15 protein-coding genes are annotated in these 12,536 nt (G+C 70.6%); 9 read left to right on the top strand and 6 right to left on the bottom strand.

Annotated features, from left to right (window positions below):
* Positions 1-232: 232 nt before the first annotated feature.
* A complete protein-coding gene (gene ybiA / locus JIG36_RS10435) occupies positions 233-799 on the top strand; it encodes a riboflavin biosynthesis intermediates N-glycosidase (RefSeq protein WP_203375900.1) in 567 nt (188 codons plus the stop codon).
* A gap of 29 nt (positions 800-828) precedes the next feature.
* Positions 829-1,164 (top strand): cupin domain-containing protein, encoded by a 336-nt coding sequence (locus JIG36_RS10430; RefSeq protein ID WP_203375899.1) that lies wholly within the window; start codon positions 829-831, stop codon positions 1,162-1,164.
* Here JIG36_RS10430 and JIG36_RS10425 read toward each other — a convergent pair.
* On the bottom strand, positions 1,146-2,021 hold the full coding sequence (locus JIG36_RS10425; protein WP_203375898.1) for an MEDS domain-containing protein: 876 nt from the start codon (positions 2,019-2,021) through the stop codon (positions 1,146-1,148). The genes JIG36_RS10430 and JIG36_RS10425 overlap by 19 nt on opposite strands.
* 411 nt (positions 2,022-2,432) lie before the next feature.
* Between JIG36_RS10425 and JIG36_RS10420 the strand changes: the two genes are divergently transcribed.
* The 3 genes from JIG36_RS10420 to JIG36_RS10410 are packed head-to-tail and all read left to right on the top strand — an operon-like array spanning position 2,433 to position 5,126.
* Positions 2,433-3,368 (top strand): glycosyltransferase family 2 protein, encoded by a 936-nt coding sequence (locus tag JIG36_RS10420; protein WP_203375897.1) that lies wholly within the window; start codon positions 2,433-2,435, stop codon positions 3,366-3,368.
* Complete coding sequence (locus tag JIG36_RS10415; RefSeq protein WP_203375896.1) at positions 3,361-4,455, top strand: glycosyltransferase; 1,095 nt, start codon at positions 3,361-3,363, stop codon at positions 4,453-4,455. Before JIG36_RS10420 ends, JIG36_RS10415 begins: the two co-directional genes overlap by 8 nt.
* Before the next feature lie 23 nt (positions 4,456-4,478).
* Positions 4,479-5,126 (top strand): DUF4190 domain-containing protein, encoded by a 648-nt coding sequence (locus tag JIG36_RS10410; protein WP_203375895.1) that lies wholly within the window; start codon positions 4,479-4,481, stop codon positions 5,124-5,126.
* Positions 5,127-5,166: 40 nt separating this feature from the next.
* Here the strand turns inward: JIG36_RS10410 and JIG36_RS10405 are convergent, their stop codons facing one another.
* Both JIG36_RS10405 and JIG36_RS10400 read right to left on the bottom strand, forming a co-directional pair.
* Positions 5,167-6,606 (bottom strand): class I SAM-dependent methyltransferase, encoded by a 1,440-nt coding sequence (locus tag JIG36_RS10405; protein ID WP_203375894.1) that lies wholly within the window; start codon positions 6,604-6,606, stop codon positions 5,167-5,169.
* Positions 6,603-7,463 (bottom strand): hypothetical protein, encoded by an 861-nt coding sequence (locus JIG36_RS10400; RefSeq protein WP_203376640.1) that lies wholly within the window; start codon positions 7,461-7,463, stop codon positions 6,603-6,605. Before JIG36_RS10400 ends, JIG36_RS10405 begins: the two co-directional genes overlap by 4 nt.
* Positions 7,464-7,773: 310 nt before the next feature.
* Here JIG36_RS10400 and rho point away from each other — a divergent pair, with 310 nt between their 5' ends.
* Genes rho through JIG36_RS10380 form a run of 4 tightly spaced genes read left to right on the top strand, consistent with a single transcriptional unit; the run spans position 7,774 to position 10,541 of the window.
* The gene (gene rho / locus JIG36_RS10395) at positions 7,774-8,883 is read left to right on the top strand and encodes a transcription termination factor Rho (protein WP_438870716.1); all 1,110 of its coding nucleotides are present in this window, start codon (positions 7,774-7,776) and stop codon (positions 8,881-8,883) included.
* Positions 8,884-8,919: 36 nt separating this feature from the next.
* Positions 8,920-9,399: a SigE family RNA polymerase sigma factor gene (locus JIG36_RS10390; protein ID WP_203375892.1), complete on the top strand. Its 480-nt coding sequence runs from the start codon at positions 8,920-8,922 to the stop codon at positions 9,397-9,399.
* A 2-nt stretch (positions 9,400-9,401) separates the two neighbouring features.
* Positions 9,402-10,223 carry a hypothetical protein gene (locus JIG36_RS10385; RefSeq protein WP_203375891.1) on the top strand — a complete coding sequence of 274 codons (822 nt, stop codon included), beginning with the start codon at positions 9,402-9,404 and terminating at the stop codon, positions 10,221-10,223.
* A 54-nt stretch (positions 10,224-10,277) separates the two neighbouring features.
* A complete protein-coding gene (locus JIG36_RS10380) occupies positions 10,278-10,541 on the top strand; it encodes a GNAT family N-acetyltransferase (RefSeq protein WP_203375890.1) in 264 nt (87 codons plus the stop codon).
* On the opposite strand, the gene JIG36_RS10375 is transcribed toward JIG36_RS10380, so the two are convergent.
* Genes JIG36_RS10375 through JIG36_RS10365 form a run of 3 tightly spaced genes read right to left on the bottom strand, consistent with a single transcriptional unit; the run spans position 10,516 to position 12,508 of the window.
* A complete protein-coding gene (locus JIG36_RS10375; protein WP_203375889.1) occupies positions 10,516-11,271 on the bottom strand; it encodes a hypothetical protein in 756 nt (251 codons plus the stop codon). The two genes, JIG36_RS10380 and JIG36_RS10375, sit on opposite strands and share 26 nt — an antisense overlap.
* The gene (locus tag JIG36_RS10370) at positions 11,268-11,807 is read right to left on the bottom strand and encodes an RNA polymerase sigma factor (RefSeq protein WP_203375888.1); all 540 of its coding nucleotides are present in this window, start codon (positions 11,805-11,807) and stop codon (positions 11,268-11,270) included. The genes JIG36_RS10375 and JIG36_RS10370 overlap by 4 nt, the downstream gene beginning before the upstream one ends.
* A complete protein-coding gene (locus JIG36_RS10365) occupies positions 11,804-12,508 on the bottom strand; it encodes a nucleotidyltransferase domain-containing protein (protein ID WP_203375887.1) in 705 nt (234 codons plus the stop codon). Before JIG36_RS10365 ends, JIG36_RS10370 begins: the two co-directional genes overlap by 4 nt.
* Between the last annotated feature and the right edge of the window lie 28 nt (positions 12,509-12,536).

The following is a 12,536-nucleotide window of genomic DNA, read 5'->3' as shown; positions in this document are numbered from 1 at the left end:
ATTTCGTCTGGTGGTGGCCCGTGGAAGCCCGGCTCCCGGTGTTGGAACCGGGCTTTCGCGGGACGCCGCCAGGCGGAATCTGGGCCTCGACGCAGCCCCGCTCCAGCTGCGAAACAGACCCTAGCCCTGGGGTACGACAAAAACGGGCGACCGCCAGAGCCCACCGGATCGGCGGTCATGGTGACGGAAATGGGGTCCCGCTGGAGGGGGGACGTGAGGCAGACTCGCGGGCATGTCTGTCATGGCCCGCACTGTTGACGACCTGACCGCGTACGCGAGAAGGAACCGCGTGAAGTACCTGTTCTTCTGGGGGCACCAGCCGGAACGGGACGGCAGCGCGGGTGCGGGGTGTCTCAGCCAGTGGTGGCCGTCGCGTTTTGTCGCCGAGGGGCACGAGTTCGCCAGCGCCGAGCACTACATGATGTGGCGCAAGGCGGTTCTGTTCTCCGATGATGCCATGGCCGAGCGGATTCTGGCGGCGCCGCACCCCAAGGTGGCCAAGACGCTGGGTGGGCGGGTCAGCCACTTCCGGCAGGACGTGTGGGACGCGAACCGCTTCGAGATCGTTGTCAGCGGCAACCGCGCCAAGTTCGGGCAGGACGCCGAGTTGCGTGACTACCTGTTGACCACCGGCGAACGGGTTCTGGTCGAGGCCAGCCCGCTCGACCGCATCTGGGGCATCGGGCTGAGCCGCGACGACCCGGCCGCCAGCGACCCGGGACGGTGGCGGGGCACCAATCTGCTCGGGTTCGCGCTGATGGACGTACGGGACGAGCTGAGAGCCGCGGCGGAACGCTGAGGAACGTACGGGAAAGGGGTTGAGGTGTCGTGGCTGATTTCGTCGTTCGGAAGTGGGAGCTTGCGCACTACCCGGGCGACCAGGCGCCCCCGCACGTTCATCACCGTGGGGACGAGGCGTTCTGTGTGCTGCGCGGGCGCCTCGAGGTTCTGGTGGGCGACGACCGACGGATTCTCGAGGCCGGCGACCACGTGACGGTTCCGGCCGGCACCGCGCACACGTTCGCGACCGTCGATCCGGACGGTGTGGACATGCTGGCGATCATGACGCCCGAGGTGGACGAGCTGGTCGGCGCGCTGCACGCGGCGGCGAACGACGAGGAGCGGGCCGCGGTCTGGGAGCGCTATCACTCGTCGCCGGTGTAGCCCGCCGTCACCAGCAGGCCGGGGATCAAGCCGGCGCCGTGGAACTGCAGCAGGCGCAGCAGAACGGGTGAGCAGCCCACGATGTTCATGCGTCCGTACGCGGCCGCGGCGTGCAACAGCACCCGGGCCGCCGCGGTGTCGGCGAAACGGAGCGCGGTCGCGTCGATCGTCACGGCCGGGCGCCCGTCGCGCATCACGAACGCCTCCTCGACCATGGCCTTCAAGGCGTGCCGGTTCGACATGTCGGCCTCGCCGGAGAGCCACAGCCCGTACGGGCGCTCGGTCCGCCGGATCCGGAGCGAGGTGTCGGGGTCGAACGGCAGCAGCGGACCGGCCGCCCCGGGGTGCGCGAGCGCGAGACGTCGCAGCAGCAGAGGGTCGAAAAGCCGTTTGTCGTACGTGCATATGCCCATCACATAACCGTCGGTGAAGACGGTGTTGACCCGCGCCTCGTACCACTCGATGCGTTCGGCGCCGGGGATGCGCCGCCGGGCCCAGTTCATGTCGCCGACCACGCGCAGACCGAGATAGCCCTCGGCGCGGCTGCGGGCCTTCTCGACCTGCCAGTGCGCGAGCACGCTCTCGGGGTCGAACGATCCGCCGGCGAGATAGCTGCCCTCGGGCGTGGCCGCCTGCAACTGCCCGGAGGCGAGGGCGGCCTTGACTCCCGCGCCACGGCGTTCGAGTGCGGTCAGAATGCGGTCGGGCTCGGCGCCTGAATAGACGACTTTGTGCCGCGAGAGCAGACCCTCGTGCAGGACGGCGACGATTTCGGACTGCCGGATGTCATCGTCGTCGACGGTCCAGCAGACGTGGTCCCCGAGTTCGAGTCGTTCGAGGAGTGCCAGCCCCGCCACTGCCTTGTCCCTTCGCGCGTGCGCCGCTGTTTCTTGCGCAGCAACCAGCCCGCAAGGTGCCGTTCACCGTACGCTTCGAACCGCTTCCGGGGCGTTACCTCGGACGAGTGACTTCGTCATCTGAAACTCACTCGTTCCGGTTACCGGCGAGGGCGAGAAAGCGAGGGCCGGCGCGCGGGCGGAGACGGAGACGGCGGCAGGCGCGTGCGCAACGCTCTCACGTCCGGCTACACCGCTCCGCCCGGTCGGAAGTCACGGAAAGTTCACTGTCGGCCCGCTGAGACCGAGCCTGCACATGCCCGGTTCGCGGCGGTGACGCCTGTCATTAACCCTCCCGCCGCCGGGCCGCCCTAATCTGCGGCCCAGCCGGCGGAAATGCCCGGCCCGACACGATAAGCAGGTAACCACGACATGGACGTCAGCGTCGTCATCCCGACGTGCAACCGGCCGGACCTGGCCAGCCGGGCGGTGCGCAGCGCCCTGGCGCAGACGCACCGCGACCTCGAGGTCATCGTCGTGATCGACGGCCCGGACGACGCCACCGGGACGGCACTCAAGGAGATCGGCGACGACCGTCTGCGCGTGCTGACCCTGCCCGTACGCGGAAAGGCCCCGAACGCCCGCAACCAGGGTGTCAAGGCCGCCCAGGGCCAGTGGGTGGCGCTGCTGGACGACGACGACGAGTGGATGCCCGGCAAGATCGAGGCGCAGCTGGCACTGGCCGCCACCGCCGGCAAGGCCAGCCCGATCGTGGCGACCCGCATGATCAGCCGTACGCCGCGGGCCGACACCGTCATGCCGCGCCGGCTTCCCGAGGCGGGCGAGCCGCTCAGCGAATACCTGACCGTGCGGCGCGGCCTGTTCTACGGCGACGGCTTCATCCAGACCTCCACGATCATGGCGCCGACCGAGTTGCTGCGGCGGGTGCCGTTCACCGTGGGGCTGCGCCGCCAGCAGGAACTCGACTGGACACTGCGGGCCCTGCAGCACGACGACGTCGAACTGCTCTACGCCCCCGACGCCCTCGTGCTCTGGCACCAGGACGAGAACCGCGACCGGATCAGCCTGCACAACCCGTGGCAGGAGCAGCTGGCCTGGGTACGGGCCAGCCGGCACCTGTTCACTCCGCGTGCGTACGCCGCCGTCACGATGAGTGTGATCAGCTCGATGGCCGCCCCGACGCGCGACCCCAAGGTGTTCCGCGAGCTGCTGAGCGAGGCGCGCACCCACGGCAAGCCGGGCCCGATCGACTACATGACCTTCCTGCAGATCTGGGCTTTGCCACCGAACGTCCGTCACCGCGTACGGGACCTGGTTGTGGGTGGAAAGAAGAAGGCGCATGCCTGAGCGCAAGGTCGCGATCTGGCGCAGCGCGATGATCTCGGCGTCCGAGACGTTCATCCGCAACCAGGCCGACTCGCTGAGCCGGTGGCAGCCGGTCTACGTGGGCGCGACGAAAACCGACTCCGTGCTGGCCCGCGACACCGACGTCATCACGTTCTCCGACCCGCGGGCCTTTCTCCGGCTCCGGCTGCTGGGCACGTCTCCGCAGCTGCGGCGGCGAATCGGGCAAATCGCACCGGATCTCGTCCACGCCCATTTCGGCGGCGACGGCTGGCTGGTCAGCGGCGAAGCGGCCCGCGCGGGCATCCCGCTCGTGGTGACCCTGCACGGCCACGACGTCACCCGCCAGCCCGAGAGCACCGGCGCCAAGGGTGTCCGCTACCGCCGCAACCTGCGCAGCGTCTTCGACCGGGCGGCGAGCCTGATCGCGGTCTCCGACGTCATCCGGCAGCGAGCGATCGGCTGGGGCGCCGACCCGGCCAAGCTCCGCGTCCACCACACCGGCGTCCCCATCCCGGCCACGGTGCCCGACGTGCCGAAACGCTGGGACGTCGCATTCGTGGGCCGCTTCGTCGAGAAGAAGGGCGCCGACGACCTGATCGCCGCCCTGGCCACGCTCGACGCCAAGGCCCTGTTCATCGGCGACGGCCCGCTTCTTGAGCAGATGCGCGCGTACGCCGGTGAGCTGCGCGTCGACGCGACCTTCGCCGGAGCGCGGCCGGCCGCCGAGGTGTATCAGCGGCTGGCCGAGTCGCGCCTGCTGGCGGCCCCCTCCCGTACGGCCGCCGACGGTGACAGCGAAGGCCTGCCGACCACGATCGTGGAGGCGATGGCGCTCGGCCTGCCCGTGGTCTCGACCCGCCACAGCGGCATCCCCGAGGCGGTCACCGACGGCGTCACCGGCCTGCTCGGTGACGAGGGCGACCGGGGCGCGCTCACGGCCAACCTGCGCAAACTCCTCGACGATCAAGACCTTCAGACCGCTTACGGTACGGCGGCACGCGCGCGAGCCGAAGCGGACTTCGACGTCGTGAAGCAGAGCCACCGCCTCGAAGACATCTACGACGGGCTGACGGGGCAGCGCAGCTAGGCCCGTCGATGTAGCGTGCGCCGGTGGATCTTCAGTACACCCCTGTGCCGCCGGTGAGACCCGAGTGGAACGGCAAGACGAACGGCTTCTCGATCGCGGCGCTGGTGCTCGCCCTGTTCGGCTGCACCGGCCTGCTCAGCATCATCTTCGGCGTCATCGGCCTCGCCCAGAGCCGGCGCAACGGCGACAAGCGGGGCAAGGTCTTCGCGATCATCGGGCTCAGCATCTGCGGCTTGTGGATCGCCGGCATCGCCACCGCGATCGGCGTGGCCGTCGCCCGTGACGTGGCCGACGGGCCGGACCGCGACGCCAGTGGCGCGATCCGGGACGAACGCAGTATCCGGCTGGGCGACCTGCGGGCCGGGGACTGCGCCAAAGACCTGGAACAGCAGCGCGGCACCCGGATCGACGTGCTGCCCTGCGCGTCCGCCCACACCAGCGAGGTGTTCGCGACGTTCCCCGAGCCGAAGACCGAGGGCCTCACCCAGGAGGTCGCGGAGGCCGGCTGCGAGCAACGCTTCCCCTCGTACGCGGGAAGGAAGTTGCCCGAGGATGCCGAGTACTTCCTCTTCACGGTTCGCCTCTCGGACGTGACCCTGTCGGCCGACTACGGCGTGGTCTGCTTCGCCCACCAGCTGCGCGGCTCGGCGACCGGCTCGATCCGCGGCTGAGCGAACCCCTTCACCGCCAGCCGGACACCGAGAACGAGCGTCAGTTGCCGCGGGTTCGGCGGACCACTGCGCGGACTGCGCGTTTTCCGGCTCGCAGGCCGCCTACCAGGCTGGTGGCGGCGCGGCCGGGGGCGGTGGCGGAGAGCAGAGCGTTCATCTGGCGGACCCGCTTCACCTCGGCCTCGCGGTGGAGCAGCATCTTCTCGTACCACTCGTGTTTGGCCTTGGCCTCGGAGAGTTCGCGGGTCAGGCGTTCCCGATCGGACAGCAGGTCGGCTGTCGAGGGCGTGGCGGGGTGGTCGGCGGGTGGAACCTCGGCGGGGTCCAGCTCGCGGCCGGTCATTCCGGCCAGTACGGCTGTCAGTTCGGTCTCGTCGGCCTGGATCGGCCACAAGTGGGCGTAACCGCCGGCGATCGCGGTGGAAGCGAAGGCTCGCAACGCTTTCAACGGGTCGCCGGGCGATGCCAAGGGAACGAGAGCCCCGCTGGATTCTTGGACGGAGGTGAGCACCACCCGGTCGGCGGGGACGCCGGCGGACGGGCCCGACTGCCACGTTGTCAGCAGGGCCCGCATGGCGGGGAGGTCCCGGCGCTGGGCGGCGGCCAGCAGGTGGTCCTCCAAAGTGCGGCCCTGCGGCAACGAGGAGACCGTCACCGGCTCGGCGTTGATCACCAACTCGGGGAAAGAGGAAGTGGTGGCCTCGCCGGACGTGGCCACGACAATCCAGGCTGGAGCGAGCTCGACGGTCAGGCCGTTGCGACAGGCGGTGGACGCCAATCGCACAGGGTCGATCAACGCGGCGGGATCGGAAGCCGCAACCCTGGGGAAGGCGGCCGCGATGGCGGCCGAAAGCGCGCCCGACGGTGAGTTCAGGGCTGTACGGCCTAGCAGCACCGAAGGTGACGACAGTGAGGGATACGCGGCGTAGTCGTGGGTGATGTCCAGGCCTGCGGACTCGAGGCGGGCCAGCAGGCGGGCGTGGCCGGCCGGGCGATGCGGGTCGCGGTCGTCGGGGACGGTCCAGTCGGTGTCGGCGGGTGGGGTGGGCCGGGCGGCCAGACGGTGGACGCCGAACAGGTTCTCCATGCCGAGCAGCAGCCGGCCGCCGGGGGCCAGCACGGCCCGGAGCTGGGTCAGCGTCTCGTCCCAGGAGAACGGCGGCGCCTCGGCGGAATGCAGGCGGTCCAGGCCGTCCAGGGCGATCACGGTGTCGTACGAGCCGGACAACTTCTCGAGGCTGCCGCACAGGACGGTCACGCCGGGGTGGGTGGCGTAGGCGGGTGCGTCCTCGGCGCCGCGGATCAGGACCGTGACGTCGCCGGCCGGGAGGAGAGACGGGGCGTGGGGGCCGGCTACGAGCGTACGGCCGCAAGCCTTTGAAGTCAGCGACCGCAAGGCGTCACCCTGGGCGGGGGCGGGGCCGTGGCTGCCGTCGAGGTCGGACCAGAGCAGCATCTCCCCGCCGATCAACGTGGTCATCGGGTCAACACTCCGGTCAGCTCGAAATCGGGATCTTCGCGCAGCGACGGCCACTGGAAGAGGCGGCGCAGCTCGGCGGGGGGCAGCAGGCGGTCGGCGCCCAGCTCGGCCGTCGCGACCTGGCGGGCCAGCGGGACGTCGATCGACTTGCCGTGCAGGGCGCCCCACTCGCGGACGATGCGGGCCTGGCCGCCGAACGCGGACTTCTCCCCCTCGAGCTGCATGGGGTCGCCGTAGACGGCGGGCTCGCAACCGGCCAGGGTGCCGTACATGATGGCGCTGCACAGGCGGTTCGACGCGACCCGGGAATGCCGGCGCTGCTCGGCGAGTTGACGGTACAGGAACCCGGGGTCGAGGTCCTTCCACCAGCCACCCCGGTAGCCGTGGCAGATCACCCGGAAGCCGGCCTTCTCGTACAGCGCCCGCACCCGCTTGTCACGGAACTCCTGCCAGTACAGACACACCGTCACCGGGCCGGTCTCGGTCTCCCGGATCTCGCGGATCAGGCCGTCGTGGTCGCCGATGATGTGCTGGCCCTCCCAGCCGTGAAACGGGTACCAGATGGTTCCCTCGCGCGGCTCGGACGAGGCAGCGGGTTCCATCGACAGCAGGTACGCCCATGGGGAGCCCACCACGTAAACCTCGCGGCGGCCCAGCGACCACGCCCGGCGCCGCACCCGCTCGGACCAGACGAACTTCGGGATCCCGGGCACGTACTCGTGATCGGGCGCCATGCCGTCGCCGATGTTCCAGCCGTGCTGCAGGTAGCCGTGCAGGCGGGGCGGCGAGGTGTCGTCGAGGCCGCAGTAACGCGCCAGGACGTGCGAATGCCCGTAGTAGTGGTTGGCGTGGTGCACGCCGAATTCCACACCGGGCACACGACCGGACGGCAAACCTGTGGTGTCCGCGAGGTGTCATGTCGCGAGCCGGTGCTGTGATCTTCGCCCGGCGGGTGCTATCTTGACCGCAGTCGCTTTCCGGTTGTGGCCCAGCCCCCGGAAGCAATCAGGCCGTGAAGATTCCCGGCCGCCAGTCCATCAGCGCGCAACGAGACAAGCGCCGCGAAAGAAAGCCGGCCCAGCCCCGCGAAAGCAGGCAAGCAGCGAGGGCGGGGCGAGCAACCCATCCCTGCGTACCCGCAGGCCTCCCTCCCTCTGGAGTACCTCCATGACCGACCGCCGAACTACCACTACGACTGAAACCACCGAAATGTCGGTGAACGCCCTGCTGGACATCGTCGACGACCGGGCCTGGCTCCGCATGGACGGATACCTGCCCGGCCCAAAGGACATCCAGGTCAACATGCACGAGATCCGCCGCCTCGGCCTGCGCCGCGGCGACCGCGTCACCGGCCTGGCCACGCTCACCGGCCGCAAGCCCGCGACCCTCCGGCTGGACGAGCCGATGGGCCGCCGCCCGGACTTCTACGACCTCACCGCGCTCTATCCCCAGGAGCGTCTGCGCCTCGAGACCGACCCCAAGCTGCTCACCACCCGCGTCATCGACCTGGCCATGCCCATCGGCAAGGGTCAGCGGGCGCTGATCGTGGCCCCGCCCAAGGCCGGCAAGACCACGGTCCTCAAGCAGATCGCCAACGCCATCGCCACCAACAACCCCGAGGTCCACCTCATGGTCCTGCTCGTCGACGAGCGGCCCGAGGAGGTCACGGACTTCACCCGTACGGTCAATGGCGAAGTCATCGCCGCCACCTTCGACCGCCCGCCGCACGAGCACACCGCCCTGGCCGAACTGACCATCGAACGGGCCAAGCGCCTGGTCGAGCAGGGCCGCGACGTCGTCGTGCTGCTCGACTCGATCACCCGTCTGGGCCGCGCCTACAACCTGATGGCGCCGGGCCGCGGCCGTACGCTCTCGGGTGGTCTCGACTCGACGGCCCTCTATCCGCCCAAGCGGTTCCTGGGCGCGGCCCGCAACATCGACGGCGGCGGCTCGCTCACCATCATCGCGACCGCGCTCGTCGAGAACGGCTCGGCCATGGACAACCTGATCTTCGAGGAGTACAAGAGCACCGGCAACGCCGAGCTCAAGCTCGACCGTTCGCTGGCCGAGAGCCGCATCTTCCCCGCGATCGACCTGTCCCAGACCGGGACCCGCCATGACGAGAACCTGCTCTCCCCGGCCGAGCTCGCGATTGTCACCCAGGTGCGCCGCGTGCTGGGCGCCCCCGACGCGATGCGCCAGCTGCTCGACCAGCTGCGCGGGACCGCCTCGAACAACGAGTTCCTGCGCCGGGTCGCACATTCCCTGGCCGCGTAGTTGAACCTTCCGGGGCCCGGCGCGAGTCCAACTGGTGTGCCGAACAACGCCCCCGACGCCGAGTTCGCGGCCTACTTCGCCGCCCGGTTGCCCGCGACGCGCCGACTGGCCTATGCCCTGTGCGGCGACTGGCACACGGCCGACGACCTGGTGCAGACGACTTTCGTCAAGCTCTACCCCCACTGGCGCAAGGTCCAGGACACCTCGATTGACGCGTACGTCCGTAGGTCGCTGGTCAACACCTTCCTGACGCACCGCCACCGGCACCGTCGCGAGGAGGTCGTGGCCGAGGTGCCGGAACGCCCCGCGCCCGAGGCCGAGCTCCACGACGACCTGGGTCGTGCCCTGCGTGCGTTGCCCGCCCAGCAGCGGGCCGTGGTCGTGCTGCGCCATCTCGAGGACCTGTCGATCGCCGAGGTGGCCGAGCTGCTCCAGATCGCCGAGGGAACCGTCAAGAGCCAGGCGAGCCGGGGCATCACGGCCCTGCGCGCCGCCATGAGCCTGCAGGAGAAGTGACCGTGGCCGACACCGACATCCAGGAAGCGCTGCTCACCTACACCTCCGACGCGCCCCCGCCGGCCTTCACGCTCGACGAGGTCATGCGCAAAGGCCGATTGCGCCGCCGTACGCGTCGTCTCGCGCTCGCCGCCGGCACGGTCACCGCCGCGGTCGCCACGATCGCCGTCGCGGTTCCGTTGTGGGCCCGGCCCTCGGTTCCGGCCGTCGACCCGCCGGCGCCCGAGCCGCTGGCCACCTGCCGCACGCCGTTCGCGAAAGGGACGCCCGCGGACAACCCCAACATCCCCGTGCCCGGGGCGGCCGACATGATGACGTGCTACCTGGTCGAGGCCGTTCCCCGGCTGCTGCCCGGCGCCACCTTCGCGCGCGAGACGCCGGAGCGCGCGCCCCTGGAGGCGTTCGCCTACCGCGTCTTCGATCCGAAGCGAGCGGCCGAGACCACGCCGCCCGGGTTCAGCGCGGGGACGGTGGTCAGCGACGTGAACGGCGTGGGCACGATCGGGTTCGGCGCCTCACCGGCGACGACGGATCCCGGCGACTGCACGGGCGTCTGTTCGGTCCGCACCGGCCCCCACGGCGAGCGGGTAACCGTCCTGGATTCGCGGAGCGACAACGGCTATCGCCTCGTCAACATCCGCATCTACAAGGGCGGGACCGAGATCTTCGTCAGCGCCTCGAACGGCGTTCCGGCGGTCACCCCCACCGACCCGGACCGCGCCTATGGGCCCGAGGACTACCGGGTCGGCCGCAAGGATCTGCCGCTGACCGTCGACCAGCTGATCACCCTGGCCGCGGTGTCGCAGATGCAGCTGTTCCGATAAGCCGTGTCGCAGGCGCGGCTGTTCCGATAAGACTGGTCGGATGGACATCCGCGAATGCCGCGCCGAGGACGTCGAAGCGTCGGAACGGCCCTCATCCGTACGGCGGAGGACCTGGCCCTCGAACGTGGAATCGGGCGCCTCGGCCTGGGTGTGGACGACACGAATCCCCGGGCGGCGGCGCTCTATCGGCGGCTCGGATACGCCGAGACCGGGTGCCGTTATGTCGACCGGTTCACCGTGGTGGACGACGACGGGTCCCGCCGGGAGATCGCGGAACCCTGCCGTTTCCTGGTCAGCGAGCTGGCTTCACGTCAATGAGCGTCCGGCCGTCGTTCAGCCGCACGTCGTAGGTGCGCGGCACGTCCCGCCACTTCCCCTCGCCGTCCTTCTCCACCGCCGCGGCCGGCCACCAGGCGACCCAGTGGCCCTTGTTCACCGTGGCCCGGACGGTCAGCCCCTGGGTGTGGATGGTCAGTCCGGCCACGTCGGGTCCGGCCGCGCCCTCGGTGATCGTGACGCCTTCCGGATAGACCGCCAGCGCGCCGTCCTTGAACCGGCCCTCGGCAGCATCGAAGGATTCGGCGCCGCTGCCGCCCCCGGTCTTCACGTCGTCGACGTCGTCCGTGCCGGGCAGGTTGTGGGCCAGGCAGAACCCGACCGTCCCGGGGTTGTCGTGGCGGTAGAGCAGGGCGACGTACTCGCCGCGGCGCTCGGCCAGCACCAGTTCGGCCCGGTCGAGATCAAGATCGGGCGACTGGCGCAGCTGTCCCTGACATGCGGGGCCGACCACACCGATCTCGGCCGGCGACAACGCCACCGGTGTCGGCGTCCAGGTGGCGTACGCGCGCCCGCTCCGGCCCCAGGGAACCACGAGCAGCAGGACGGCAACCGCGGCGGCGAGGGCCGGGACCAGCATCCAGGCGCGGACCGGCCGGCGCCGGGGCGGGTCGGGCCGGGTGGCCACGATGCGGTCGAGGGTGGCGGCGGCCCGTTCGTACTGCTCGAACGTGGGCGGGGTGGCGGCGTCGAGGCTACGCAGGGCTTTCACGGCTGGGCCTCCATCATCGGGGCGGCGGCGAACGAGGTCGGGGTCAGGTGGGCGCGCAGGGCACGGCGGGCGCGCATCAGGCGGATCCGGTAGCTCGCGGCGCTGACGCCGAGCACCCGGGCCGCCTGGGCCGAGGTCAGGTCCTCGAAGACGGCCAGGGCCAGGGCTTCCTGGTCCTTGGGGCCGAGCTTCTTCCAGGCCGCGGCCAGGTCGATCAGCTCGCCCGAGGGCTCACCCGGTTCGTCGCCGGCCGGCGGCGCCGACGCGATCCGGACGGCCAGGGCGTCCTGGCGGCCCTGCCCGCGCCGGGCGTTGAGCAGGCAGTGGCGAGCGATGCCGAAGATCCAGGCCCGGGCGTCCCCGGAGCGCTTCGGCGCCTCGTCGAAACGGCGCCACACCACCAGGAAGGCCTCGGCGACCACGTCCTCGGCGTGGCTGGGATGGCCTCGGCGTTGCGCGAAGGCCAGGACGTCGGGGTAGGCATCGGCGTAGAGCGCCCGGAAGCGCGCTTCCCGATCCGGTTGCGGTGTGCTCACACCCCTACCTGTCCGGCCCCGCGCCGGCTGTTACGGATCAGATCGATGTCCGTGCCCCACGAGTCGAGCAGCTCGCCGTGCCCCCGCTCGCGGGCCAGCCGCTCGACGGCCGGGAACAGCTCGACCGGGTGGTGGGCGACGTGCTCCGGGGCGAGGTGGTCGTTCCAGGGCTCCGGCAGCGGGAAAGTGCTCAATTCCCATTTCAGATACTTGCTGTACGGGCGCACCCGGCCGTACAGGGCGAAGACCGTGCCGAGCAGCCAGCTCACACTCTCCTGCTCGTCCAGAAGCGCCGCGCCCGGGTGCCCGTCGCGGCGGCTTTTCGCGGCGCGGTAGAGCAGATTGACGTACCCGTCGAGGTAGTCCTCGGCCCAGTGCCGCGCCTCGTCTCCGGTCGGCTCGGCCTGCCGCCCGACCAGTTCGGCGACACCTCCGCGGTCGAGCAGCACGCGAGCGCCGCGGAAGGCGTAGCGTTGCCACGGATCCGAGGTGTCGGCCAGCTGGTCCACGGTGAGCCAGGCCAGGTCGACCACACCTGTGCGATCACGCCGCCAGTCGTGGTCCGCGTCCGGCAGCACCACGGTCACGTCGACGTCGGAGTGCGCGGTGGCCAGGCCGCGCGCGTGCGAGCCGGTGAGGATGACCCCGCGCACACGGGAGTCGGCCTCCGCCCGGGCCATCAGCTCGTCGAGGATCTCCACCGTCGGCAGCGTACTGGGCGCGCGGCAC

It is taken from the genome of Paractinoplanes ovalisporus (assembly GCF_016834655.1).
Lineage (GTDB): Bacteria > Actinomycetota > Actinomycetes > Mycobacteriales > Micromonosporaceae > Actinoplanes > Actinoplanes ovalisporus.
Note: the sequence above shows the minus strand (reverse complement) of the source record. Positions and strands in the feature narration are given on the sequence as shown.